Raw genomic sequence first — 22783 nt, forward strand, 5'->3', positions numbered from 1 at the left:
CGGCGGGCAACAAAAAAAGCCTCTCTGCAATATGCAGAAAGGCTTTAATATACAAAAATGTAAATTAAACTCTTTTTGATTTGATACGGGCTGCTTTACCGGTAAGGGCACGCAGGTAGTACAACTTAGCGCGACGTACTTTACCAACGCTGTTCACTTCAACTTTATCGATGTTTGGTGAATTGTATGGGAATATACGCTCAACACCTATACCATTAGAAACTTTACGTACGGTAAAGGTTTCGCTGTTGCCAACGCTATTGCGCTGTAATACAACACCCTGGTAAAGTTGGATACGTTCTTTTGCACCTTCTTTAATTTTATAATATACGCTAACAGTATCACCGGCTTTAAAAGCGGGAAATTGATTCTTAACTACTGATTGCTCTTCTACAAATTTTACTAAATCCATGATTTCTAGCCTTTAAAGCGACTTTTAACCCGTAAAAATCGGAGTGCAATAATAGGGATTTTATTTGAAATAAAAAAGTATGTTTTAAAAATTTCCACATTTTATGTTTTATGCACAATTATGTGGGGTGAGTGGTTGATTGAGTTGATTAGGAGAACGGTTAAAATAATGCTAACCACACACTTAATCAACCGTTCACTACTCGCTGCGGAGCCCGGGTTTTCTCTCAGTAAAATAAGCTACCACCGAGTAAACCATGCCTGCCAGCAGCAGATTAAAAACAAAATTTATCAGTGTATCGCTTGCCGAATGCGAGCGGCGGTCAATATCGAAAAAACTATAAACAGCGTAAGCTAATGCGGCAGCAAATATGAGCCAACCAAATATAGATACGGGCAAATAAATAATGCCTTTGCGGGTAAACCAATTTAATTTCATAATGATGGGGTTATTTTGAGATGGATATACTTTCTGTCATGGCGAAGGCGATAAAGGCCGTAATGATTAGGATGCTCAATACGATGAGCAACACGTTCCACCATCGTATGCGTATGGTGAAGCTGAACTCCCTGTACCTGCGTGCCTCGCCTACCTGTCGGTACTGCACATGCGTTATGGCTAGTAAGTTGATAATGACACACACTATCGGTAGGATGAAGAGTACTATCGGCGCCAGGATGTCAAGCCAGGGGGTATTATCCATATTTTCTATTACATTGAACATGGCGCTAAACCAGTTGCTTTGCCCATGCGAATAGTAATACACAAATACGCAGAGCAAAAAGTAACAGGGTACGGCAATGAGCCAGGCACCCAGCGCGGCGGAGCGGTTAGCGTTCATGATGGCCATCTTAACGCTGTTTTGATGGTGTGCCGACGGATCGGCAGCGGGGACTTGCAGGTTTTCCATTTCTTTTATGAATTCGTTTTTATCTTTCATGGTTATATCTCTATAATGCGTAAATGGCAAATGGTTGCAGCTTTAAAGCATATTTCTCAGTTTTTCGAGTCCGCGCGATAACAGCGATTTTACCGTGCCCTCGTTTTTATCCAGTATGCTGCTGATTTCGGCATTGGTTTTCTGTTCGAAGTATCGCAGGGCAATTACCTCCTGGTATTTGATATCCAGCTTAAGCAGGTTTACGCGCACCTGGTTATAGGTGCTCAGGTCCTGCATTTCCTTTTCGATGATTTCGCGTTCGTTATCTGCCTGTGCGTGGAGCAACTTCTCCATGCCGGGTTCTTCCAGCAGTTGCTGCAGGCTTTGCGGCTGATACTTTTGTTTGCGGTAGTATTGGTTAAGCTCGTTGGTGGCAATGCGGTATATCCACGAGGAAAGGCCGATGCCGCGCCATTTAAACTTGCCTATGTTGAGATATGCTTTTAAGAATGTTTCGGCGGCTATATCGCGGGAGAGGTCATAATCCGCCGTGCGGCGATAGATATAGCCGAAAACCGGGGCGTACCAAATATCAAAAACGTCGCCGAATGCTGCAGGGTTATCGCGGCAGCGTTGTATAAGCTGTTGTTCTTGTTGGGCATCCACTGTTTTTATAATGCAAAAAGCAAAATTGGTTGCAGTGGAAGGTAAGGAATTTTTAAGTTAGAGAAACGAAATGCTATTGCCTGTTACTATTTAGAGCCATCGTATATCTTTTGCAGGCTATCCTTATCCTTGCTGTATTTAAAATACTCGGGGTGATGTAGTATGGAATTAAAATACACCTCGCGGCCGGTAAACGGCATTTTTACCGCACCCGCGCTAACCACTTGTATATACAAGGTGTTCAAAAAATCGCCAATGTTGCGGTCCATATACGATTCTTTTGCGTAGTAGCCCACCCAATCGGCATCGTTCAAATTAAAATTGGTGAAGTAAAAATATTGCTTGCCGTTAAAGGTGGGCAGCTTGCGCACAAACTCCGCAATCCGTTCGTTGTTCTTCATATAGCTGAGCACCAAAAACCGGCCGCGTATCAACCCATCCGTCACCCGCAAGAAAAAGACAGCTTTTTCCTGTTCATTTTTTAAGCCCAGGCTGTCCAGATCGAAATTGTATTTGCTTAAATCGGCATCATTGAAAAGCATGGCTATACCGCCCACTATGCTCATATGATAATAATTTTCTACCAGCCATTGTTCGTTTATGTTTTTGGCAAGGGTTGCTTTGGCTACGTCGATAGCCGGCGATGGCTTTTTTGTGGTATCTATCTGGTCGTAATGTATCTCGCGTATCACGTACCACAGTTTAAGCTCATTATTATCGGGCCTGCTTAGGTAGCCTTTATTCAAAACGCTGGTATCGCCCTTGCCGTGCGCTATAAGCACGTCAATAATATGGCTTATAGCGGGCGTACGCAAAGCGTTCGCAGCTTTAGCCACATCATCGCCCTTAAACATATTGTTCTTTGAATAAAGCATGCTTAAGGCAACAAGGTTGTTTAAATCCTTATTTGACAGGGCTTGGGCGGATGCGCCAAACGATACAGAGCAAAGCAGAAAAAAAGCGAGGATGATTTTCATGACAAGAAATAGGCTTTAATTTACCCTAAAGATATGCACAAGCCATCGATTAATTCCTTAATTCCGCAAATTATTGGTGTTTTAAAACAGATCCCCCATTTCTCCAAAAGAGTCTTTCGGACAGGGGAGTTGGGGTGCCCTACTCCAACAGATCCGGCCGGCGTTGCTTCGTGCGCTCTACGGCCTGCTCAAAGCGCCATTGCTCTACCTTAGGCGTATCGCCGCTCAGTAGTATATCCGGCACCTTGTGGCCGTTCCAATCCGCCGGGCGGGTATAAACCGGGGCATCCAGCAGATCGTTCTGGAAGGAATCTGATAGGGCGGATGTTTCGTCGGACAATACGCCGGGTATCAGCCTCACCACGGCATCAACCAGTACCGCTGCGGGCAGCTCTCCCCCCGAGAGTACGTAATCGCCTATGGATATCTCGCGGGTAACGAATATGTCGCGGATGCGCTGGTCGATGCCTTTATAATGCCCGCACAGGATAATAATGTTCCCTTTGATGGAAAGCTGGTTCGCTATTTTTTGGTTGAGTGTTTCGCCATCGGGCGACATGAAGATAACCTCATCATACTCGCGCTCAGATTTAAGCTTTTCGATGCAGGCCGCGAAGGGCGGTATGGCCATCACCATGCCACTGCCGCCACCGTAGGGGTAATCGTCAACGCTTTTTTGCTTGCCGGGGGCATAATCGCGCAGATTATGCACTACAATTTCGGCTATGCCCTTTTTTTGGGCACGCTGCAAAATGGAGTGGGCAAAAGGGCTTTCCAGCAAGCCCGGCAATACAGAGATGATATCGAAACGCATGCTGCAAAGATAGCTAAATTCAAATGTGCAGATGATAGATGTGCAAATGATGCCCCTAAGAGGCTTCGGCAATCGCGCCTGGCACTGCTTGTTTCGGGGCTTTGTACCTCATCCAATAAAATACCATCAGGAAAATAAGCGCCAAGGAAGATATGCTCCATTGAAGTACAACTAAAAAGTCCCCGCCGTATACAAGCCAATAAGCAATAACAACCAAAACATAGTGTATCATAACGCTTATTTGTAAAGCCCGTAACCTCGTTTCGTAAATCGCTGCGTTTTCGGTCCGTTCCTTTGAACAAGTCCAAAGGGCAAGGGCTATCGGGAAAAGCATCATTATATCCGATTGCAGGCTGTACCCGGTTTCGAATAACAAAACCACGATTCCAAAAAATAAATACAACATCGTAGCGCACTTACCAATGAGATTGAAAGGCATGTATGGCAACAGATAAACCCGTTTCAATTGGTCTTCGTGCTTTATTTTTCGTTTGAGATAACCAAAAATTGGAATAAAAAGCACTACAGGAACCAAAAAGCTATTGATTACAAATGCAGAGGCCAACTGGAAAACAACCTCCAATACTCGCGATTCGATGCCGAACATTTTTGGCAAAATATCTGTAGGAAGATACAGCGCGGTAATTGCCCAGGTTATAGTTGCCGACCAATAAAGCGCCTGGAGCCTGATTTTACCGGTAAGCTCAGTCTCGTTCTTAATCCTGCCGAAAGCAATGAACAGCAGGACGATTATGAGGGCTGTAGTGGTAGCCTCATCAGAATAATCATACCGCATGCCCAACACCTCAAACAAACCTACTGGTTTGGGATGGGTATTAAAATCCAAAAATGGTATTACGTAATGCCCAAATTGCACCTCGGCACATAAAACCGCAAGTGGCAGTAGCAATACCCAACCAATAAGCCTAAATATACGGGGTAGTAACATTGCCCTAAAGATAGCTAAGAGAAGCAAGAATTTAGAATCAAGAGGCAAGATACCTTTTGCGGACACTTTCTTGATTTTTGCGTCTGATAATCCTGCTTCTAAGTCCTATCCTCCATGCTGGTAAATCGTCCACACATTGCCTGATGGGTCGGCAAAACGGGCAATAGGGATGCCGGAATCAGCATCAAACGGCTCAACAACCGTTCCGCCTGCCGCTACGATATCCTTCAGCGTCTTCTGCGCATCATCAACCATAATAGATACCCGCATGCCCATTGTTGTAACCGGTTCATCTACCTTAAACCACATGCCGCTTACGCCGCCGGTACCGTCGTCGAAATTGGCGTTGCCCTGCTCGTCGCTGCGTATCTCCCAGCCGAATACTTTTTGATAGAACGCTACCGACTGCGCTACATCGAGCGCGGGTATCTCTACATAACAGATTTTGCCGTGCCCGAATATCGGTTCCTGGTTTGCCATTGGTTTATATCTATCTTGATTTTCTTCTCTTAGTTCTTGAATCCTGGTTCTTGCCTCTTTTAAAAGCTAAATCGCTTTCTGTATTTGCCACTGGTGCCCAAATGGATCAATGATGGAGCCCTGCCGGTAGCCATAATCGTAATCCTGCACCGGCGAGGCTATTTTTGCGCCAGCCGCTACGGCCTTCGCTATTACTGCATGCACATCATCTACAAATAGCCCGATAAGTACGGTGGTGCCGCCGGCGGGGCTTAATCCGCCGGAATGCTGCGTTTGTTCGTGCAGGTGAAACATGGCATCTCCAATTATAAACTCCGAAACGTGGATGGTGCCATCGTCGTTGCCAAAACGGCGCAGCTCTACCGCGCCGAATGCTTTCTCGTAAAAGCTCACATCGCTTACACCATTGGGTATGTATAACTCCGGAGCAAATCCTTTCGGCTCCCGTGGAGCTGACTCCTGATCAAAAACCTTGACATTCATTTCTTTATAAATTAGTTAATCCTCTTCCTCTAATGTAAATATTTCTTCCACGGGTTTGCCAAACACTTTGGCGATTTTTAGTGCCAGTATGGTTGATGGCACATAGCGGTTACTTTCGATGGTGTTGATGGTTTGCCGCGATACATTTATCAACCCGGCCAGGTCCGCCTGGGTAATGTTCTTGATAGCTCGTTCTACCCTTATGTTATTCTTCATCACCTATGCCTCTTCCTTTGTTAATAAACGGTTCAGCTGCCATATCTTCCATCGGAAACGAATAATGAAGAAGGCAAGCGGTATCCATAAATTTAAAAAGAGGATATGTTCCCTGTCCTCAGATATTACCAGCATGGCAACCAACAGTGCGTAGTTCACATAAATGGCCCACTGCAGTGAATCGAGCCGTAACTGGGTTACCTGTTCGTCTTCTATCCGTTCCTTAGAAAAAGCGACCAGGAACAAACCAACGGCAACCAGCAGGGCTGTGCCAATAAAGAACCAATGATCATGGCTAAAAAAAGCGGTGTTCTCCCCGGTTTTGTAACCCTGGTAATGCTCACCATCCATGCCCTTGGTTAAGGCCATAATGGGAATATGAACAACTACAAAGAACCAGCCCAGATATTTGCACCAGTGCGGAAAAAGAAAGCGTGTTTTCATTGATTGTAAAGTTTAATTTACCAAATGTAAAACATGCTTTACATATTCGCAAGCTTTTTCTTTAGATATGAGATTTTAGGTGTGAGATATGCTATGTTCAAGAGGAGGCCCAGCGCAGATAACAATGGTATCGCTCCCAGGGTTTAAAGACTTAGGTGTCCCAAGCCAAGCCGGACCTTGACGGCACAAAAAAAGCGCCCGTGCGGGGCGCTTCCTTATAAAATGTTTATTAACCCTTAGCGAACTCCGCCTGTAGGTTTTTTATCCACAACGGGGCGGTTGTCGCGGTTAGCCAATTCCCAGCCGGTGTAAAACGCCAGTTGCGCGCGTTTGGCCAGTAGCGGGAAGTTGATTTTGCTCACCTCGTCGCCGGGCTGGTGGTAATCGGCATGTACGCCGTTGAAGTAAAATATAATCGGCACGTTGTAACGGGCAAAGTTGTAATGATCGCTGCGGTAGTAGAAACGGTTAGGGTCGTTAGGATCATCGTACTTATAATCCAATTTCATTTGGGTGTAAGTGTTGTTGGCATCCTCGCCAATCTTGTTCAGGTCCGAGCTTAACATGTTAGAGCCGATAGAATACACATAGTTTGCAGAATCGGGTTTACCAATGTACTCTTCGCCTACGCGGCCAATCATATCAATATTCAAATCGGCAATGGTGCTTGCCAACGGATAGACCGGATGATCGGTATAGTATTCAGAACCCAACAGGCCTTTTTCTTCGCCAACGTTAGCCAGGAACAGCACGCTACGGCGCGGACCATGGCCATCTTTTTTAGCCTTTACGAATGCCTGTGCAATTTCCAGTACGCCGGTGGTGCCGCTGCCATCGTCGTCTGCACCGTTGTTTACTTTATCGGTAGCACCCGGGGTGGTAACCAAGCCAATATGATCATAGTGGGCCGAGAAGATCAAAACCTCATCTTTTAGCTTGGGATCGCTGCCGGGCAAGAAACCTAAAACGTTAACCGCTTTTACATCCTTGTTTTCGGTAGCGTAAGATATGGTTGCTATCGTTTTTATACTTTGCGTTTGCGGGGTTGTAGCTGCTGCTGCGCGCAAGTCGGCATATGTTTTGCCGGCTGGCTTCACAACCTGATCAGCTACGGCTGTGGTAACATTGAATACCGGCGCGGTGCTGGTGGTTTTTACACCGCCTTCCTTCTTTATGGCTAAGCGCCCGCCCTTAACGCTGCTTCCGAAGCGTTTCAACAGTGGGCCCAGCTCTCCGTTTGCAGCCAATATAGCAGCCGGGTTTTTAGCCTGTATAGCCTTAACAATAGCCTGGCGCGCACTAGTCATACGATAACTAGTGTTCGGCATTTTTCCGGCCTCGGGTTTGTCTTCGTTTATCCAAAGCACCACTTTACCGGCAATATCGGTCCCTGCCAGTTCTGCTTCTGTGCCATAGCCTATAAAAACAACATCGGTAGATACGATACGTTTATCAACAAACAAACCGTTCAGGAAAAAATCCTCGCCATTTTGGAAGGCCTGCCCATTAATAGCAAAAGCGGTTACGTTAAGTTTGGTTTCGGATAAAGGCACATCAAAAAAATACGAGCCGCTTACGGGGGCTACAAGGCCCAGTTTCTTAAACTCGTTCGCAATGTAATTAGCCGCTTTATCGGCACCGGGCTTGCCGGTTTCACGTCCTTCGAAATCATCTGATGCCAATATGCTCAGGTGCTTCTTAGCGCCATCAGCCGTAATTAAATTGCCGTATTTTACAGGGCTAACCGGCCCGCTTTTTTTAACGGCACAAGAGCCTGCCAGCAGAGCCAGGGTAACTACCCAAAGTGATGCATTCTTCATCTATTTTATATTTACGTTTTATGTATGGTGTTTAACAACTCATCTTATCTACCCGGCGTGCGTGGCGGCCCCCTTCGAATTCTTCGGTCAAAAACCTTTCGATGATGGTTTTTGCTTCGGCTAAGCTAACATGGCGGGCGGGGATGCACAGGACGTTTGCATCGTTATGCGTGCGGGCGGGAATGGCTACCTCCTCTTTCCAGCAAATGGCTGCGCGGATGCCCTGGTGTTTATTGGCTGTCATGGCTACGCCATTGGCGCTGCCGCAAAGCAGGAAACCATAGTCGAAATCGCCGCTTTCTACAGCCGAAGCTACGGCATGCGCAAAATCGGGATAGTCGGCAGATTCTGTGGAATAGGTGCCAAAATCGTGGAATGTAATGTCATCAAACATGCCCAGTATGGCCTGCTTGTATTCGAAGCCGGCGTGGTCTGCACCAATGGCTATCTTTAACCCTGTTTTCATTATCCAAATGTATAATTTTTATACAAGGGCTTACGTAAATTTTTTGATAGGAAGAGAGGAGGAGATTTCGGATTGCGAATGTCGGATTTCGAATTTTTCAATATCGAACACAGAATTTCGAATAATGAATATCGAAGGACGAAGCGATGTGGCAAAAAAACACCGAAGCTTCCTTCATCATTCGAAGTTCAGCATTCGGTGTTCGATATTGTTAACGCCGGCGGCTTATAAATCCAATTCTTCTGCGCGTTTTAACTTGCGTTTTTCAACGACGCCGGCTACTACTATACCAACCTCGTATAAAACAAACAGCGGGATGCTCACGATGGTCATGGTCATCATATCGGGCGTTGGGGTAATTACTGCCGATATAATCAATATCACGATGATGGCATAGCGCCTGCCGCTGCGCATGAATTTAGGCGTAAGTATGCCCAGACTCGATAGAATATAAACCAGTATCGGCAACTGAAAAACCAGGCCTGTAGCCAAAGTTAGCGTGGCTACGGACGACAGGTACGATTCCATGTCGAAAAGGTTCTGTATCTTGTCGCTTATGGTATAACTCGATAAGAAGTTCACCGATTCGGGTGTGATGACGTAATAACCGAATAGTATGCCTAATATAAAAAGGAACGATGCATAGAAAACAAAGCCTGTGGCCGCTTTGCGTTCCTTCTCGTGCAGGGCCGGCTTCACAAAAAGCCATATTTCATACAACAGGTATGGGAACCCCAACGTAATGCCAATTAATAAACACGAGTTGATCTGCAAGGTAAACTGCCCCGCCATTTCGGTATTAATGAGCTGGATATTGATTGCTTTGATACAAAAGCCTTCGCCCAGCTTGCAAAGCATACGATACGTCCAAAAATCGGGGCGGCTGGGGCCCATGATAATGGTGTCGAATATAAAACGATAAAAATAAAAAGCGGCTGAGGTAAATACGATGATGGCAATTGCCGCGCGGATAAGGTGCCAGCGCAAAGCCTCCAAATGATCGAAGAACGACATCTCGGCTTCCATGTTCTGGCCTTTTTCCTTGATGGCCTTTATCAGTTTATTATCGCTCATTATCTGTATTAAATAGTCCCCCTTCTAAACGCAGGAATACTACTTACGTTATCTGTTAACCGGAAAGTTTTTATCAATTAATATTCGAAGGTTTCCATAAACTTAGTGGTAAAATTACCGGCCCTGAAGTTAGGATCCTTCAGTAATTTTAAATGGAACGGAATTGTGGTTTTGATGCCTTCGATAACGAACTCGCTCAATGCGCGCTCCATCGTTGCCAGGGCCTCCTCGCGGGTTTGGGCCATGCAAATTACCTTGGCTATCATCGAGTCGTAATTCGGCGGGATAACGTAGCCGCTGTATACATGCGTATCTACACGCACGCCGTGGCCGCCCGGCGAATGGAAATTGGTTATTTTACCAGGAGACGGGCGGAAATTGTTAGCAGGATCTTCGGCGTTGATACGGCACTCAATAGCGCACATGGTTGGCTCGTAGTTTTTACCCGAGATGGGGATACCTGCGGCAACTTTAATCTGTTCCTTTATCAGATCGAAATTGATTACCTCTTCGGTAACCGGGTGCTCTACCTGTATACGGGTATTCATTTCCATAAAGTAAAAGTTGCGGTCTTTATCAACCAAAAACTCTACCGTACCGGCACCTTCATATTTTACGGCTTTAGCACCTTTTATAGCAGCCTCGCCCATCTTCTTGCGCAGTTTATCGGTCATGAAAGGAGATGGCGCCTCTTCTACCAGTTTCTGATGCCGGCGCTGTATAGAACAATCACGTTCGGATAAGTGGCAAACTTTGCCATACTGGTCGCCCACAACCTGTATTTCGATGTGGCGTGGATCCTGTACATATTTCTCCAGGTAAAGGCCGTCGTTACCGAAGGCCGCGCCAGATTCAGCACGTGCGCTATCCCAGGCATTCTCAAACTCGTCGTCTTTCCAAACGATGCGCATCCCGCGGCCACCACCACCGGCAGTAGCTTTCAGTATGACGGGGTAGCCAATTTTGTTGGCTATGGCAATACCTGTTTTGATGTCAGATAGCAAGCCTTCAGAACCGGGAACGATAGGTACGCCGGCTTTTTTCATGGTTTCTTTGGCCGAAGCCTTATCGCCCATGCGGTTTATCTGGTCTGCCGTAGCGCCTATGAATTTGATGCCGTATTCTGCACAAATGGCAGAAAATTTGGCGTTTTCCGAAAGGAAACCATAGCCCGGGTGTATAGCATCGGCATTGGTAAGTTCGGCGGCGGCAATTATATTAGGGATATTGAGGTAAGAATCGCGGCTGGCGGGGGGGCCTATACACACAGCCTCATCGGCAAAGCGCACATGCAGGCTATCCCTATCGGCAGTAGAATAAACAGCGATGGTTTTGATGCCCATTTCCTTGCAGGTACGTATAATACGCAAGGCAATCTCGCCACGGTTGGCTATCAATATTTTTTTAAACATGATTTCGATTTTAGGACTACACCGATTTAAAAGATCGCACCGATAAAATCTGTGAAATCACGTTAACCGGTGAAATCAACAAAAATTACTTAGGTTCTACCAAAAACAAAGGCTGGTCGTATTCTACCGGCGATGCGTTATCAACCAGTATTTTTACTATACGGCCCGATACTTCTGATTCTATCTCGTTAAACAGTTTCATGGCTTCTATGATGCAAAGCACGCTGCCGCTGCTTATCTCGTCGCCTACGTTTACGAACAACGGTTTCTCCGGCGATGCCGAGCGGTAAAAAGTGCCGATCATCGGCGATTTTATGGTGATGTAGTTGCTGGTATCGGCTATAGCTGCAACCGGCTCTGCCGCTGGTGCAGCTGCGGCCACAGGCGCTGCTGCAACCGGTGCAGGCGCAGGCAACGTAGCATGATAAACAGCCGGGGCCGTTTCGTTGGTTTTAATCGTAATCTTGAAATCTTTTTGTTCGATAGAAACCTCGTTTACGCCCGATTTAGAAACAAAGCGTATAAGATCCTGAATTTGTTTAATATCCATGTTGGAGCTAATTGGTTTTGGATAAAAGTATGTATAAAATGTGCAGATATGCAAATATGCAGATGTGCAAATGATTTTTAACTACAATGTTACTTAACAGGTATAATTTTAAGATGTTTTGATCAGATATGTGCTTTCAATATTTGCGTATCTGCACATCTGAAATTTGCACATCTGAAACCTGCACATTTATGAATTATACGCCCATTTTAAGTAGATCGAGCCCCAGGTAAAGCCGCCGCCGAACGCCGCCAGTATCAGGTTATCGCCTTTTTTGAATTTGCTTTCCCACTCCCACAGGCACAAAGGTATGGTGCCGTTGGTGGTGTTGCCGAAGCGCTCTATGTTCACGATTACCTTATCGGCACTTACGCCGGTACGGTTTGCCGTGGCATCAATAATGCGTTTGTTGGCCTGGTGAGGTACCAGCCAGGCAATATCATTGGCCGTAAGGCTGTTACGCTCCATTACTTCGGCGGCAACATCGGCCATATTGGTTACTGCGAATTTAAACACCGCCTGCCCTTCCTGGTAAGCATAATGCTCCTTGTTGGCAACGGTTTCGTAGCTGGCGGGCCGCACAGATCCACCTGCTTTTTGGTACAGCAACTGCGCACCAGCGCCATCGCTCTTCAGCACAGAATCAAGTATGCCATAACCTTCGGTATTGGGTTCGAGCAATGCGCAACCGCAGCCATCGCCGAAGATGATGCAGGTTGCCCTGTCTTCGTAGTTGATGATGGACGACATCTTATCGCCGCCAACAACCAATACTTTGGTATGCTTGCCGCTCTCGATGAATTGCGCACCAGTAGCCAAACCGAACACGAAGCCCGAGCAGGCTGCCTGCAAATCGTATCCCCAGGCATTTTTTGCGCCTATTTTATGCGCCAGTATATTGGCCGTTGCCGGGAAGGTAAGATCCGGGGTTACGGTACAAAAGATAATCAGGTCTATTTCTTCGGCGCTTATGCCGCGTTTCTTTAGCAGGCCCTCCACGGCAGGTACAGCCATTTCAGATGTGCCCATTCCTTCGCCTTTCAATATCCTACGTTCTTTGATACCGGTACGGCTCATTATCCACTCGTCGTTGGTATCCACCATTGTTTCGAGTTCGTGGTTAGTGAGGACGTAATCGGGCACGTAACCATTTACTGCAGTAATAGCGGCATGGATCTTACTCATATTTTTACTGAAAAGCCTGTTTAATTTTATCGATGAGATTGGTCTCTATCATGTTTTTTGATAGCAGCACCATGTTTTTAATGGCTTCGGGGCTGGAGATGCCGTGCCCTACCACCACCGGCGCATTTACCCCAAGTATGGGGCTGCCACCGTATTGCTCGTAGTTAAAGCGATCGAAGAACTCGTCCTTCAGCCTCTTTTTCAAGGTAATTACGTAAAACGATTCGGCAAGCTTCAGTATCACGTTGCCTGTAAAGCCGTCGCATACAACCACGTCGTTATTGTCTTCGAACAAGTCGCGCCCCTCAACGTTGCCAACAAAGTTGAACAACTTGGTATCGCGCATAAGCGGGTAAGTGGCAAGACTAAGCAGATTGCCTTTTTCTTCCTCTTCGCCAATGTTCATGAGTGCTACGCGTGGGTTGGGAATGCCGTAAATCGATTCGGCAAGCAGGCTGCCCAACACGCCGAACTGTAAAAGCACGTCGGGCTTGCAATCGGCATTGGCACCAACATCCAACAAAATACCCAAACCGCCTTTCAGTTTGGGTACAATGGTTGTCATGGCCGGGCGTATAACGCCTGGTATGGTTTTTACGCTGAACATAGAACCTACCAACATGGCACCCGTATTGCCTGCCGAAGAAAACGCTTGTATGCTATCTTCTTTCAGCATTTTAAAGCCCACAGCAATGCTGCTATCCGGCTTTTGCATGATTGCCTTGGTAGGGTGTTCGCCCATAGTTATCACTTCGGTTGTATGAACATACTCAAAGTGATCCGGGCTGAAATTGTTTTCCTGAAGAATAGTAACTGCGATATCCCTATCGCCTATAAGCACCAGTTTCTGGCCGGCAGACAGCGTCTTTTGCGCTTCTATCGCCCCTAAAACAGCTGCCTTGGGGGCATAATCGCCACCCATTATATCTAAGCCAATCTTCATTTCAGAAAATTAACTTATACAGCTACTGCTTTCTCTATAAGGATTTTACCGTTGAAGTAAACGTTACCGTCAACAGTGTAAGCGCGGTGTGGCAAGTGTACTGCGCCGGTTGTTTGGCAAGTAGTTAAGGTTGGCGCAATAGCCTTATCGTGGGTACGGCGTTTATCTCTTCTCGATTTCGAAATTTTTCTTTTTGGATGTGGCATGATCCTGTTGTTTAATTTACTTTAATTTTTTCAGAGCGTCCCACCTCGGGTCTATTTTCTCTGCTTGTTCATCAGTTACTGATAGCTTACTTAAGCTATCCAGCATTTGTTCATCGCACTGCTTCCCGCCTTCCTGGTTGCTGCACTGGGCAACAAACGGCAGGGAAACATTCACGTATTCATATATCAACCCGGCAACACTAATCTCATGATCGTTTTTGCCGAGAGTAATAATCTCGTCATCCTCGCCCATTTCTTCTTCGCCGAAACGGGCTATTTGCTGCTCTTCTATATCGATGGGCTGCTGATATTCAGACAGGCACTTATCGCAGGTAGCGGTAACCGTACCCTTAATGTCAAAATTAAGGATAATCATGGTTTCCTGCTTATCAAGCTCAAGCTTGCAAAGCAAGTTGGCTTTCTTAACCAGCGAATACTCGAACTCTTTAAAAAATTCGTCACCTATTTGGTATTCAAACAGGTGCTTCCCCAGCTTAAGGCCGGTAAAGGGAATAGCGTATGTCCGTAGCAATTTCAATGAGCAACAATTAGCCCGCAAATGTAGGTAAAATTCTTAAATCAGGAAACTGTTTTTTTTAAATAGGGAAGAGGTTGTTAACAATGGATGCGGAAGAGGCAAGAGGGCAAGAACCGGGAAGCAAGAAAATGGCGTTAGGAGGCAGAAAATCACTAAAATGCCAGGATGAGCAACATCATTTTTTTACCTATTTTAGCTTCAAATTTTGGGTGATGAAAAAAATGATGTTATGTTTATGTTTATTGGTACTTACCCTCGCATCGTGCGGATGGAGTGCCGATTACAAACAAACTGTAAAGGATACAATTACTACACGCCTTAAGCTAAACATGCCGAATGCCGCCGGCACCAAACAGCAAAAAGCCGAACTTTGTGACTGCATGGTAAAGGTATTCGAGAAAACGTACCCGGGCAAATTGCCGGCAGAGGGCATACCGAAAGACACCCTGCGCAAGGCCTTTTACCATTGCTGCCCCTGGATACCAAAAATGTAACCAGACATGTGCTTAGGCACCGGCCGCTATGCAGCCGGTGTGCTAAATACCGCTAATGCTTTATCTATCCGGCGTAAGGTTTCGCTTTCGCCTAGCAAGGCTGCTATATCAAACACATGCGGGCCAAATTTGCCTCCTACCAGCATAATGCGGAAGGGCAGCATCACGTCGCCAAGTTTAAGTCCCTTCTCTTCGGTAAGGGCTTTAAAACGAGCTTCAAGATCGGCGGGCTCAAAGGCTGCAGATAGGCTAAAAGACTCTTTTAATGCCGCAAAGAATTGGTTTTTTGCGTCGTTCCATTTAGGTATTACCGATGCAGCATCATACTCCATCGGTGCGCGGAAAAAGTAACCCGCCTGCTGGTAAAAATCGGCGAGCAATACACAACGGTCTTTTACAACATCTATTATCTTCAGCAGGTAGGCTTCTTTATTTATCGTGATGCCCTGTGCAGTAAGCACCTCGGCCACTTTTACTTTCAGCTTTTCGGCTGGCGTGTGCTTTATCCATTCGGCGTTGTACCATTTGGCTTTCTCGAAATCGAATTTAGCGCCGGCTTTGCTTACGCGCTCTATCGAAAATTTCTCTACCAGTTCATCCAGCGTAAATATCTCCTGATCGGTACCGTCGTTCCAGCCCAGCATAGCCAGCAGGTTTATGAACGCCTCGGGCAAAAAGCCCAGCTCGCGGAAACCCGGGGTAAGCTCATCAGTTTTGGCATCGTACCAGCTCATGGCATACACCGGGAAGCCCAGGCGGGCGCCATCGCGCTTGCTTAGCTTGCCGTGCCCGTCGGGCTTTAATATCAATGGCAAATGCGCCCATTGCGGCATATCGGCCTTCCAGCCCAGGTACTCCCATAGCAGCAGATGTACCGGTGCCGATGGCAACCACTCCTCGCCGCGGAAAGCATGCGATATCTTCATCAGGTAATCATCAACCACCACGGCTAAGTGGTATGTTGGCATGCCGTCGGCTTTTAATAATACCTTGTCATCCACCTGCGCGGTTTCAAAGCTTACATAGCCACGTATCATATCATGGAAGCTGATGGTTTCGTCATCAGGCATTTTAATGCGGATAACATGCGGGGTGCCGTTGTGCAGCAGGGTTTCCACTTCATGCAAAGGCAGCGTAAGCGAATTACGCAAACCACTGCGGTGCGCATGCCCGTATTGGAAGTTTGGCACTTCCTTGCGTTTGGCATCCAGTTCTTCGGGCGTATCGAAGGCATAATAAGCATGCCCTTGCGACACCACCCTCTCTGCATATTCGCGGTAAATTACCTTGCGTTCGCTTTGGCGGTAGGGGGCGTATTGGCCACCTACGGCCGGACTTTCATCGGGGATGAGACCGCACCAGGCCAGGCAATCGGCTATATATTTTTCTGCGCCTTCTACGTAGCGGCTTTGGTCGGTATCTTCAATACGCAGCACAAAATCGCCGCCGTGTTTTTTGGCGAACAGGTAATTAAACAATACGGTGCGCACGCCGCCAAGGTGTAAACCACCTGTAGGGCTCGGCGCAAAACGGACTCTTACTTTTTTTTCAGACATTGCAGGGCAAAGATAGGGTTTAGTAGTTAAGTCGGAAAGGCAGAAAACTTTTTGACATTGAAACCCGTCGCTATGGGGAGCGATATAGCTACGGGAACTATAGGGTAAACCTGCTCAATAAAAAACATTTTATGTAATTTGCCCCTTCTTCGGACTTCCCGAGTTACGGACATCCGACTTTCTGACTTTAAAAATGAATCCATACCAACAAAAACGTATCTGGAAATATTCGTTGCTTGCTTTTGCGGTAGTTATTGCCACCGGGTCGTTGCTTTACACGAGCTATCTGGTGCGCAACATTGCCAAATCTGAACGTACGCGGGCACAAGTATGGGCGTTGAGCATGCGGCAGATGATGTCTTCGGACGATAACGATTTCCTCAACTACGTTTTCGCCGTGCGCGATAGTTCGGTAGTGCCCTCGCTGGTGGTGAATTCCAAAGGCGAGTTTCAGCTTACCCGCGGGCTGGATACCACCAAAACCTTTATTAAGCTTGATGCCGCAGAGCTTAAGCAAAAGCATCAGAAATACGACCCTGGCTACTTTAAAGATGAGCTGGAATATATGAAGTCTCAACACGACCCGATACAATTAACCATTTTAAACGAGCGCTGGTTGGTTTACTATAAAGATTCGCCCCTGCTTACACAGTTAAAGATATTCCCATACATCCAATTATCGGTTATTGCGATATTCCTGATGGTTGCCTACACGGCGTTCAGCTCGTCGCGCAAATCTGAGCAGAACCAGGTTTGGGTAGGCCTTGCCAAAGAAACCGCGCACCAGTTGGGTACGCCTATATCGTCGTTGATGGCGTGGATAGAACTCATCAAAGACAAGTTTGATGCGGAAGACGACCCCTTGCTAGCCGAGATGGGGAATGACGTAAAACGGCTGGAGATAGTGGCCGACCGATTCTCTAAAATAGGCTCAAAGCCAAAGCTGGAAACCCATCCGGTTTATGATGTGGTGAAAGATTTTGTAGATTATTTTAAAGTGCGCGTAAGCGATAAAATCAGCTTCGAACTTACGGGTAACAGGCGATTGTTGGCAGGTCTCAATATCCCGCTGTTTGATTGGGTGCTGGAGAACCTGCTGAAAAACGCCGTAAACGCTATAGATGGTACCGGCAGTATTAAAGTGGTTATCAGTGGCAGCCGGGCAAAAAAGCAGGTTTTTATTGATGTATCTGATACCGGCAAAGGCATACCCCGCTCTAAATTCGAAACGGTTTTCCAACCGGGATACACTACGCGCAAGCGTGGCTGGGGCTTGGGACTATCGCTCACCAAGCGTATGATACAAAACTACCACAACGGGCAGATATTCGTGCGCGATTCGGAGCTTGGCAAGGGCACCACATTCAGGATAGCATTAAAAAGTTTAACAGATGATACAAAGGCCACAACCTAATCAGTACCCGGTATTTGCCGGCACCTACGTAAACATGGTACCCGAAGGTGCCGATGTGATGCAGTTATTGACGGATTCGCTTACGGAAACTTACGATCTGTTCACCTCCCTGCCCGAAGAAAAGCACCTATACGCTTATGCTGAAGGCAAGTGGACCATTAAAGAAGTGCTGGGCCACATGATAGATACGGAGCGCGTGTTTGCTTTCAGGGCTTTTTGCTTCTCGCGCGAGCAAATCGTACTGCCGGGTTTCGATCAGGACACTTACGTGGACAACACCGATTACAACAGCCGCAGCCTGGCCGAGCTAGCCGAAGAGTTTAGGGTTACCCGCCAGTCTAACCTGTACGTTTTCCGTAGCCTGACCGAAGAACAGCTGAACCGCAGCGGTACCGCAAGCGGCAACTACCTAACCGTGCGCGCCCTGATTTATATGGCAGCCGGACACGAGCTGCATCACCTGCGGATACTAAAAGAACGTTATTTATAACATTAAAAGGGATAACGCAATGCGCTACCCCTCTTTTACTTTTGTAAAGTTTTTGCCGGCTTACTCTTTATCGTTATTATAAAGCTCTTTTTTCTCGATACGGTAAGAAAGCACCAGGCCAAGGCCGCCGAAGATGGCTATCAGGCCGAAGTAGATAGCCTCGTTTTCGTCTCGGGTGGCTGTAAACACGGTGCGGTCTAACAGGAATGCTAAAAACAAACCTACACCGGCGCCGATAAGCAATAAGCCCCATTTTAAATTTTGATAAGGCGCAGGCTGTGCCTTGTAAGCGCGGGGATCCATGCCGCGTTCTATCATCGCCATACGTTCGCGGTTGCGTACATAAACAATTCCAAAGATCATTGCGAAAAGCCCAAGGGAAATTAATATGGGCACCAAAATTCCTTCCATGATAATATAAATTTAAATAAGTATGTGTTTTTTGTTTTCCAATGCACCACCTTGGTGTATTTGTAAGCTATGACCACACGTTTTTTAAGCAGGTTACAGGCAAGGGAGAAAATATTTTAGAATTTCGATGCTCGATGTCGGATTTGGCAATTGCGATGTGCTGTTTATTCAGATATAATGTCACGGCACGTCGCGTTGTTGTAATTTTAACTTATATATTAAGGCATAGCGTCGAGAAAGAATATCGTACATTTATATAAATCCGAAATCGAACATCCGAATTCCGAAATTAAGGTGTAACCTATTTCCACGCCATGTAGTCAGAGTGTTTGTATAATATGCAAAGCAAGCTTTCCGATATCGAACTGATAGAACAAACCCTGGCGGGTAACCAGGCGGCCTATGCCGATTTGGTTAAACGGCACCAGCGCTTCGTTTTTACGCTGGCGCTGCGGTTTACAAAGGGGCGCGAGGATGCCGAAGAGGTTGCGCAGGACTGTTTTGTTAAAGCTTATCGCTCGTTATCGAGCTTTCAGCAACAAAGCAAATTCAGTACATGGCTGTACAGTATTGTATATACCACCGCCATGACATTTTTGCGTAAGAAACGGTTAGATACCTCGTCCATAGACGATGATGAGGCTTATATACAGATTGAAAATAAACCAAGCGCGTATGATGCGCACAACATTGAAAATAAATCAAGGTCGTTTTACCTTAACCAGGCCATAGCACAACTATTGCCCGATGATGCAACCATTATTACGCTGTTTTATAAAGGCGAGCAATCGTTAGATGAAATAGCGCAAACCTTAGGTATCGAGGCAAATACGGTTAAGGTGAAACTATTTAGGGCGCGCCTGCGTTTGAAAGAAAAGCTGGAGCGTAATTTAAAACACGAAGTTAAAGAACTGATATGAACAGTATAGAAGAACAACTTTGGAGCTACATTGATGGCAGTTGCAGCAAAGACGAGCAGCAGGCCATGGCGCAGCTTATTGCACAGGACGAGGCCCTGCGCATACAGTACAATGAACTGCTGAAATTGAACGAGGAATTTAGTACGATGGAACTGGACGAGCCATCGATGGCTTTCACTTACAACGTAATGGAAAATATCCGTACGGAAAACGCCATGCAACCACTTAAAGCAACCATCAACAAGCGAATTATTTGGGGAATAGCGGCATTTTTTATTGTCACCATAGCGGCGCTGCTCATATTTGTGTTAACCTCTGTTAACTGGAACGGGGGCTCAGCTATGGCAATTGACATCAACATTCAAATGCCCGAGCAATTGGATGCCTCGCACATCAAAAGTTTTTTCTCTGGTTCTGTATTAAAAGGCTTCCTGTTTTTCGATGTAGTGATGGGCCTGTTCCTGCTGGATGCCTTTCTGCGCAAGCGGCAGGGGATAAAACAACACTAATTGTGTACACTGCTGTACAATTTTCCTGACAAATTGTACACTCATGGCAAACACGCTCTAAACAAATACGCAAAATAGTGCATTTTGTGTTCTATTTGCAATAAAAATGAGCGTTTAAACACGCAATGCTTTTTGGTACAGTATTTGTAATAAACACATCGGACCGGTATTCCTTACCGGTTAATTGTGATAAGGTTTAGGTTGAAAGTCCCCCGGAGCAAGTCTAGGGGGCTTTTATTTTTTTAAGGCGATTGAACCTTTGGCCCGCACGCAAGTCTATTTCATTTAAAATTCATTCAACAATCATTACCTTAGTAGTAAATTTATACCTGACGATGAAGAAGTCTTTTTACTGCCTGTGCATTATGTTGCTTGCCTGTTGTACAACAGCCCAAACATTTGCTCAGGAACTGCGCATACCCGAAGCCAGCTCTACCCAAACCATTATACAGGATTTTGGCTTAGGCAAAGTAACCGTTACCTACTCGCGCCCCAATGTAAAAGGCCGTAAAATATTCGGCGGTATAAACCCTTACGGCCAGGTTTGGCGCACCGGAGCCAACGCTGCCACCACCATCACCTTTACCGAGAACGTAATTTTTGAAGGCAACAAAGTGCCGGCAGGTATTTATGCCCTGTTTAGCATACCCGAAGAGACCGATTGGACCATCATCCTTAACAAAACCGCCAAACAATGGGGCGCTTATGGCTACAAACAAGAGGATGACGTGTTGCGCGTAAAAGTAAAATCGCGCCCGGTTGATGAAAAAAGGGAAACCTTTACCATGCAGTTTGCCAACTCTACCACAAAATCTACCGAGCTGTACCTGGTTTGGGACCATACCGCAGTGCCCATCCGCCTACAGACTGACGACGATGCCCAAATTACTGCCAATATAGAAAAGCTGATGCTGGGCGATAAAAACAAACGCCCTTATTTCAATGCTATCCAATACTTTTACGAGAACGATAAAGACCTGAATAAAGCCCTGCAATGGGCTTTGGAAGCCGAGCAAATGGAGCCAAACGGCCCATGGTATAAATTATGGAAAGCCCGTATCCAACTAAAAATGGGCGATAAGGCAAAAGCTATTGCCACCGCACAAGAAGGCGTTAAGCTGGCTAAAGCCACTAATGATGACGAGTACGTGCGCCTTAACGAGGCCGTAATAGCACAGGCAAAAAACTAAGTCCGCCAAAATACCGCTAGGCTGCAGCGGGCATGAAACATACCTACTGCAGCTTCAAATCTTCCAGCTTGCACTCTTCCAGCACAACTCTTTCGCTTGCATTGCGGCTGTAATGCCATTTAATAAGGCTGATGGCCCCCCCGGCAATTTCTATACCCGTAATATCTCCATCATCAAAACAGCAGCAGCCTGTGTTGAAGTAGGTATCCAGGTAGCCGTTAAAATCGGGCTGGGTATGCCCCTCTAAATGCAAGGCTGTTATCTTTTTTTCCAGCACAGCGGCTTCGGCTTGCTCGCCTTTGCTTTTAGCCTGTTCTAAGCGGGCATATAGGTTTTCCAATTGCGTAAACGAACGGAACACTGGCTGGTGCGTATGGCCGGTAATCAGCAGCGTATCTTTTCTTTGGCTGCTCCATTCGTACATAATGCGGTTATGGTCGGTTTTTAGCTGGTTGTTAAAGGCCGGCGTATTGGGGTTTATGCGCAGATAACCTTGCAAAGGCCCCCATATATCCGAAACAAACCATTTGCTGAACCAGTTACCATCGCTTTGCAGATCGCCCTGGTGGCCGTGCGTCATAAATATCGATAGCGTTTTTCCGCTCACATCGGCTTGCAGTATCGCGCCTTCATAAATCCGTATGGCTTTATCATATATCTGCGTAAGGCTAAGCATGGCGAGCGGGTCGTTGCCCCAATACAGGTCGTGGTTGCCAAATATTTTGATGAATCTGTCCGCATCTATAAACAACTTCTCTTTATCAAAGGTGGCTTGGTTGTGGTTTTTTACTGTAAGGAAAATGTTTTCCCAAAGCTCTTCGCTATCGCCCAGGTTGATGTAGGTAAATTGGCCACCGTAATAATAATCCAGGGCGGCGAGATAATTTCTCTCCGCACCCGCAAACATATCGGCACCATCGCGCGCGCCTTTATGCTGATCAGACAGGATCACAAATTTATCTTTAACGGCATCGAAACAGATGAGCGGCCCTTTTTTGCCCGGGCGGGTAGTAATATTTTTGTATAACGCAGCCAGCGCCTTATCCACCCGCTTCTTATCCGGGCGTGAAGAGAACTTATCGGCCAGGCGCGATACGGGTTTGTACAATAGTTTTTTTAGGAAGCTGTGCATGGCAAAGATAACATGCAAAAGGCGTAAATTGTTGCAGGTAGATGCAGGGTCTTGTGTGCCTTTTGCTGTTAATTTCTTGATTTTTTGGAAGGAGGTGTGGGGGCGAGATGCCCCCATAACCCATTTCCTTCCATCCCTAAATTCCCCCGAAG

29 protein-coding genes are annotated in these 22783 nt (G+C 46.4%); 6 read left to right on the forward strand and 23 right to left on the reverse strand.

The window, feature by feature from the left end:
• Nucleotides 1-64 precede the first annotated feature (64 nt).
• The 20 genes from rplS to AC1DXC_RS03485 all read right to left on the reverse strand — a co-directional run bounded on the left by rplS (nucleotide 65) and on the right by AC1DXC_RS03485 (nucleotide 14509).
• Complete coding sequence (rplS, locus tag AC1DXC_RS03390) at nucleotides 65-412, reverse strand: 50S ribosomal protein L19 (RefSeq protein ID WP_477457726.1); 348 nt, start codon at nucleotides 410-412, stop codon at nucleotides 65-67.
• A 198-nt stretch (nucleotides 413-610) separates the two neighbouring features.
• Nucleotides 611-850, reverse strand: coding sequence for a hypothetical protein (locus AC1DXC_RS03395; RefSeq protein WP_477457727.1), 240 nt, complete (start codon nucleotides 848-850; stop codon nucleotides 611-613).
• A 10-nt stretch (nucleotides 851-860) separates the two neighbouring features.
• Nucleotides 861-1352, reverse strand: coding sequence for a hypothetical protein (locus AC1DXC_RS03400; RefSeq protein ID WP_477457728.1), 492 nt, complete (start codon nucleotides 1350-1352; stop codon nucleotides 861-863).
• Between the two features lie 42 nt (nucleotides 1353-1394).
• A complete protein-coding gene (locus tag AC1DXC_RS03405; protein WP_477457729.1) occupies nucleotides 1395-1958 on the reverse strand; it encodes an RNA polymerase sigma factor in 564 nt (187 codons plus the stop codon).
• 86 nt (nucleotides 1959-2044) lie between these two features.
• Nucleotides 2045-2935, reverse strand: a complete 891-nt coding sequence (locus AC1DXC_RS03410) for a hypothetical protein (RefSeq protein WP_477457730.1) — start codon at nucleotides 2933-2935, stop codon at nucleotides 2045-2047.
• Between the two features lie 139 nt (nucleotides 2936-3074).
• Entirely contained in the window at nucleotides 3075-3749 is a 675-nt protein-coding gene (trmD, locus tag AC1DXC_RS03415; protein ID WP_477457731.1) for a tRNA (guanosine(37)-N1)-methyltransferase TrmD, read from the reverse strand.
• 55 nt (nucleotides 3750-3804) lie between these two features.
• On the reverse strand, nucleotides 3805-4698 hold the full coding sequence (locus AC1DXC_RS03420; protein ID WP_477457732.1) for a hypothetical protein: 894 nt from the start codon (nucleotides 4696-4698) through the stop codon (nucleotides 3805-3807).
• A gap of 105 nt (nucleotides 4699-4803) precedes the next feature.
• A complete protein-coding gene (locus AC1DXC_RS03425) occupies nucleotides 4804-5178 on the reverse strand; it encodes a VOC family protein (protein ID WP_477457733.1) in 375 nt (124 codons plus the stop codon).
• A gap of 66 nt (nucleotides 5179-5244) precedes the next feature.
• Nucleotides 5245-5661: a VOC family protein gene (locus AC1DXC_RS03430; protein ID WP_477457734.1), complete on the reverse strand. Its 417-nt coding sequence runs from the start codon at nucleotides 5659-5661 to the stop codon at nucleotides 5245-5247.
• A gap of 15 nt (nucleotides 5662-5676) precedes the next feature.
• Nucleotides 5677-5877 (reverse strand): helix-turn-helix transcriptional regulator, encoded by a 201-nt coding sequence (locus AC1DXC_RS03435; RefSeq protein ID WP_477457735.1) that lies wholly within the window; start codon nucleotides 5875-5877, stop codon nucleotides 5677-5679.
• Between the two features lie 3 nt (nucleotides 5878-5880).
• Nucleotides 5881-6321, reverse strand: a complete 441-nt coding sequence (locus AC1DXC_RS03440; RefSeq protein WP_477457736.1) for a hypothetical protein — start codon at nucleotides 6319-6321, stop codon at nucleotides 5881-5883.
• Between the two features lie 236 nt (nucleotides 6322-6557).
• A complete protein-coding gene (locus AC1DXC_RS03445; RefSeq protein ID WP_477457737.1) occupies nucleotides 6558-8141 on the reverse strand; it encodes a M28 family peptidase in 1584 nt (527 codons plus the stop codon).
• A 31-nt stretch (nucleotides 8142-8172) separates the two neighbouring features.
• A complete protein-coding gene (gene rpiB, locus AC1DXC_RS03450; protein ID WP_477457738.1) occupies nucleotides 8173-8607 on the reverse strand; it encodes a ribose 5-phosphate isomerase B in 435 nt (144 codons plus the stop codon).
• Nucleotides 8608-8832: 225 nt separating this feature from the next.
• A complete protein-coding gene (tatC, locus tag AC1DXC_RS03455; RefSeq protein ID WP_477457739.1) occupies nucleotides 8833-9681 on the reverse strand; it encodes a twin-arginine translocase subunit TatC in 849 nt (282 codons plus the stop codon).
• Between the two features lie 77 nt (nucleotides 9682-9758).
• Complete coding sequence (gene accC / locus AC1DXC_RS03460; protein WP_477457740.1) at nucleotides 9759-11093, reverse strand: acetyl-CoA carboxylase biotin carboxylase subunit; 1335 nt, start codon at nucleotides 11091-11093, stop codon at nucleotides 9759-9761.
• Between the two features lie 85 nt (nucleotides 11094-11178).
• The gene (gene accB, locus AC1DXC_RS03465; RefSeq protein WP_477457741.1) at nucleotides 11179-11643 is read right to left on the reverse strand and encodes an acetyl-CoA carboxylase biotin carboxyl carrier protein; all 465 of its coding nucleotides are present in this window, start codon (nucleotides 11641-11643) and stop codon (nucleotides 11179-11181) included.
• Nucleotides 11644-11832: 189 nt separating this feature from the next.
• Nucleotides 11833-12828, reverse strand: coding sequence for a beta-ketoacyl-ACP synthase III (locus tag AC1DXC_RS03470; protein ID WP_477457742.1), 996 nt, complete (start codon nucleotides 12826-12828; stop codon nucleotides 11833-11835).
• A gap of 4 nt (nucleotides 12829-12832) precedes the next feature.
• Nucleotides 12833-13771, reverse strand: coding sequence for a phosphate acyltransferase PlsX (plsX, locus tag AC1DXC_RS03475; RefSeq protein WP_477457743.1), 939 nt, complete (start codon nucleotides 13769-13771; stop codon nucleotides 12833-12835).
• Between the two features lie 14 nt (nucleotides 13772-13785).
• On the reverse strand, nucleotides 13786-13977 hold the full coding sequence (gene rpmF, locus AC1DXC_RS03480) for a 50S ribosomal protein L32 (protein WP_133226593.1): 192 nt from the start codon (nucleotides 13975-13977) through the stop codon (nucleotides 13786-13788).
• A 16-nt stretch (nucleotides 13978-13993) separates the two neighbouring features.
• Nucleotides 13994-14509, reverse strand: coding sequence for a YceD family protein (locus AC1DXC_RS03485; RefSeq protein ID WP_477457744.1), 516 nt, complete (start codon nucleotides 14507-14509; stop codon nucleotides 13994-13996).
• Between the two features lie 218 nt (nucleotides 14510-14727).
• On the opposite strand from AC1DXC_RS03485, the gene AC1DXC_RS03490 reads away from it, so the two are divergent.
• The gene (locus tag AC1DXC_RS03490; RefSeq protein ID WP_477457745.1) at nucleotides 14728-15009 is read left to right on the forward strand and encodes a hypothetical protein; all 282 of its coding nucleotides are present in this window, start codon (nucleotides 14728-14730) and stop codon (nucleotides 15007-15009) included.
• A 26-nt stretch (nucleotides 15010-15035) separates the two neighbouring features.
• Here the strand turns inward: AC1DXC_RS03490 and gltX are convergent, their stop codons facing one another.
• Nucleotides 15036-16565 carry a glutamate--tRNA ligase gene (gene gltX, locus AC1DXC_RS03495; RefSeq protein ID WP_477457746.1) on the reverse strand — a complete coding sequence of 510 codons (1530 nt, stop codon included), beginning with the start codon at nucleotides 16563-16565 and terminating at the stop codon, nucleotides 15036-15038.
• Nucleotides 16566-16758: 193 nt separating this feature from the next.
• Here gltX and AC1DXC_RS03500 point away from each other — a divergent pair, with 193 nt between their 5' ends.
• Both AC1DXC_RS03500 and AC1DXC_RS03505 read left to right on the forward strand, forming a co-directional pair.
• Nucleotides 16759-17979, forward strand: coding sequence for a sensor histidine kinase (locus AC1DXC_RS03500; protein WP_477457747.1), 1221 nt, complete (start codon nucleotides 16759-16761; stop codon nucleotides 17977-17979).
• Nucleotides 17957-18469 carry a DinB family protein gene (locus tag AC1DXC_RS03505; RefSeq protein WP_477457748.1) on the forward strand — a complete coding sequence of 171 codons (513 nt, stop codon included), beginning with the start codon at nucleotides 17957-17959 and terminating at the stop codon, nucleotides 18467-18469. The genes AC1DXC_RS03500 and AC1DXC_RS03505 overlap by 23 nt, the downstream gene beginning before the upstream one ends.
• A 60-nt stretch (nucleotides 18470-18529) precedes the next feature.
• On the opposite strand, the gene AC1DXC_RS03510 is transcribed toward AC1DXC_RS03505, so the two are convergent.
• Complete coding sequence (locus tag AC1DXC_RS03510; protein WP_477457749.1) at nucleotides 18530-18880, reverse strand: DUF6249 domain-containing protein; 351 nt, start codon at nucleotides 18878-18880, stop codon at nucleotides 18530-18532.
• Between the two features lie 338 nt (nucleotides 18881-19218).
• Between AC1DXC_RS03510 and AC1DXC_RS03515 the strand changes: the two genes are divergently transcribed.
• From AC1DXC_RS03515 to AC1DXC_RS03525, 3 genes are all read left to right on the forward strand, one after another.
• Nucleotides 19219-19800, forward strand: coding sequence for an RNA polymerase sigma factor (locus tag AC1DXC_RS03515; protein ID WP_477457750.1), 582 nt, complete (start codon nucleotides 19219-19221; stop codon nucleotides 19798-19800).
• On the forward strand, nucleotides 19797-20309 hold the full coding sequence (locus tag AC1DXC_RS03520; RefSeq protein ID WP_477457751.1) for a hypothetical protein: 513 nt from the start codon (nucleotides 19797-19799) through the stop codon (nucleotides 20307-20309). The genes AC1DXC_RS03515 and AC1DXC_RS03520 overlap by 4 nt, the downstream gene beginning before the upstream one ends.
• Nucleotides 20310-20644: 335 nt before the next feature.
• On the forward strand, nucleotides 20645-21499 hold the full coding sequence (locus tag AC1DXC_RS03525; protein WP_477457752.1) for a DUF2911 domain-containing protein: 855 nt from the start codon (nucleotides 20645-20647) through the stop codon (nucleotides 21497-21499).
• A gap of 43 nt (nucleotides 21500-21542) precedes the next feature.
• On the opposite strand, the gene AC1DXC_RS03530 is transcribed toward AC1DXC_RS03525, so the two are convergent.
• Nucleotides 21543-22631: a metallophosphoesterase gene (locus tag AC1DXC_RS03530; protein WP_477457753.1), complete on the reverse strand. Its 1089-nt coding sequence runs from the start codon at nucleotides 22629-22631 to the stop codon at nucleotides 21543-21545.
• Between the last annotated feature and the right edge of the window lie 152 nt (nucleotides 22632-22783).

This window comes from Mucilaginibacter sp. P2_D11, assembly GCF_056404435.1.

Excerpts from the sequence above, each read along its gene's own strand:
- AC1DXC_RS03510 (WP_477457749.1), bottom strand. The coding sequence starts at position 18,880 with ATGGAAGGAATTTTGGTGCCCATATTAATTTCCCTTGGGCTTTTCGCA.
- AC1DXC_RS03440 (WP_477457736.1), bottom strand. The coding sequence starts at position 6,321 with ATGAAAACACGCTTTCTTTTTCCGCACTGGTGCAAATATCTGGGCTGG.
- AC1DXC_RS03490 (WP_477457745.1), top strand. The coding sequence starts at position 14,728 with ATGAAAAAAATGATGTTATGTTTATGTTTATTGGTACTTACCCTCGCA.
- accC (WP_477457740.1), bottom strand. The coding sequence starts at position 11,093 with ATGTTTAAAAAAATATTGATAGCCAACCGTGGCGAGATTGCCTTGCGT.
- AC1DXC_RS03505 (WP_477457748.1), top strand. The coding sequence starts at position 17,957 with ATGATACAAAGGCCACAACCTAATCAGTACCCGGTATTTGCCGGCACC.
- AC1DXC_RS03530 (WP_477457753.1), bottom strand. The coding sequence starts at position 22,631 with ATGCACAGCTTCCTAAAAAAACTATTGTACAAACCCGTATCGCGCCTG.
- gltX (WP_477457746.1), bottom strand. The coding sequence starts at position 16,565 with ATGTCTGAAAAAAAAGTAAGAGTCCGTTTTGCGCCGAGCCCTACAGGT.
- AC1DXC_RS03445 (WP_477457737.1), bottom strand. The coding sequence starts at position 8,141 with ATGAAGAATGCATCACTTTGGGTAGTTACCCTGGCTCTGCTGGCAGGC.
- AC1DXC_RS03515 (WP_477457750.1), top strand. The coding sequence starts at position 19,219 with ATGCAAAGCAAGCTTTCCGATATCGAACTGATAGAACAAACCCTGGCG.
- rpiB (WP_477457738.1), bottom strand. The coding sequence starts at position 8,607 with ATGAAAACAGGGTTAAAGATAGCCATTGGTGCAGACCACGCCGGCTTC.
- rpmF (WP_133226593.1), bottom strand. The coding sequence starts at position 13,977 with ATGCCACATCCAAAAAGAAAAATTTCGAAATCGAGAAGAGATAAACGC.
- AC1DXC_RS03430 (WP_477457734.1), bottom strand. The coding sequence starts at position 5,661 with ATGAATGTCAAGGTTTTTGATCAGGAGTCAGCTCCACGGGAGCCGAAA.
- AC1DXC_RS03520 (WP_477457751.1), top strand. The coding sequence starts at position 19,797 with ATGAACAGTATAGAAGAACAACTTTGGAGCTACATTGATGGCAGTTGC.
- AC1DXC_RS03470 (WP_477457742.1), bottom strand. The coding sequence starts at position 12,828 with ATGAGTAAGATCCATGCCGCTATTACTGCAGTAAATGGTTACGTGCCC.
- AC1DXC_RS03400 (WP_477457728.1), bottom strand. The coding sequence starts at position 1,352 with ATGAAAGATAAAAACGAATTCATAAAAGAAATGGAAAACCTGCAAGTC.
- rplS (WP_477457726.1), bottom strand. The coding sequence starts at position 412 with ATGGATTTAGTAAAATTTGTAGAAGAGCAATCAGTAGTTAAGAATCAA.
- AC1DXC_RS03425 (WP_477457733.1), bottom strand. The coding sequence starts at position 5,178 with ATGGCAAACCAGGAACCGATATTCGGGCACGGCAAAATCTGTTATGTA.
- AC1DXC_RS03525 (WP_477457752.1), top strand. The coding sequence starts at position 20,645 with ATGAAGAAGTCTTTTTACTGCCTGTGCATTATGTTGCTTGCCTGTTGT.
- AC1DXC_RS03410 (WP_477457730.1), bottom strand. The coding sequence starts at position 2,935 with ATGAAAATCATCCTCGCTTTTTTTCTGCTTTGCTCTGTATCGTTTGGC.
- tatC (WP_477457739.1), bottom strand. The coding sequence starts at position 9,681 with ATGAGCGATAATAAACTGATAAAGGCCATCAAGGAAAAAGGCCAGAAC.
- plsX (WP_477457743.1), bottom strand. The coding sequence starts at position 13,771 with ATGAAGATTGGCTTAGATATAATGGGTGGCGATTATGCCCCCAAGGCA.
- accB (WP_477457741.1), bottom strand. The coding sequence starts at position 11,643 with ATGGATATTAAACAAATTCAGGATCTTATACGCTTTGTTTCTAAATCG.
- AC1DXC_RS03395 (WP_477457727.1), bottom strand. The coding sequence starts at position 850 with ATGAAATTAAATTGGTTTACCCGCAAAGGCATTATTTATTTGCCCGTA.
- AC1DXC_RS03420 (WP_477457732.1), bottom strand. The coding sequence starts at position 4,698 with ATGTTACTACCCCGTATATTTAGGCTTATTGGTTGGGTATTGCTACTG.
- AC1DXC_RS03500 (WP_477457747.1), top strand. The coding sequence starts at position 16,759 with ATGAATCCATACCAACAAAAACGTATCTGGAAATATTCGTTGCTTGCT.
- AC1DXC_RS03435 (WP_477457735.1), bottom strand. The coding sequence starts at position 5,877 with ATGAAGAATAACATAAGGGTAGAACGAGCTATCAAGAACATTACCCAG.
- trmD (WP_477457731.1), bottom strand. The coding sequence starts at position 3,749 with ATGCGTTTCGATATCATCTCTGTATTGCCGGGCTTGCTGGAAAGCCCT.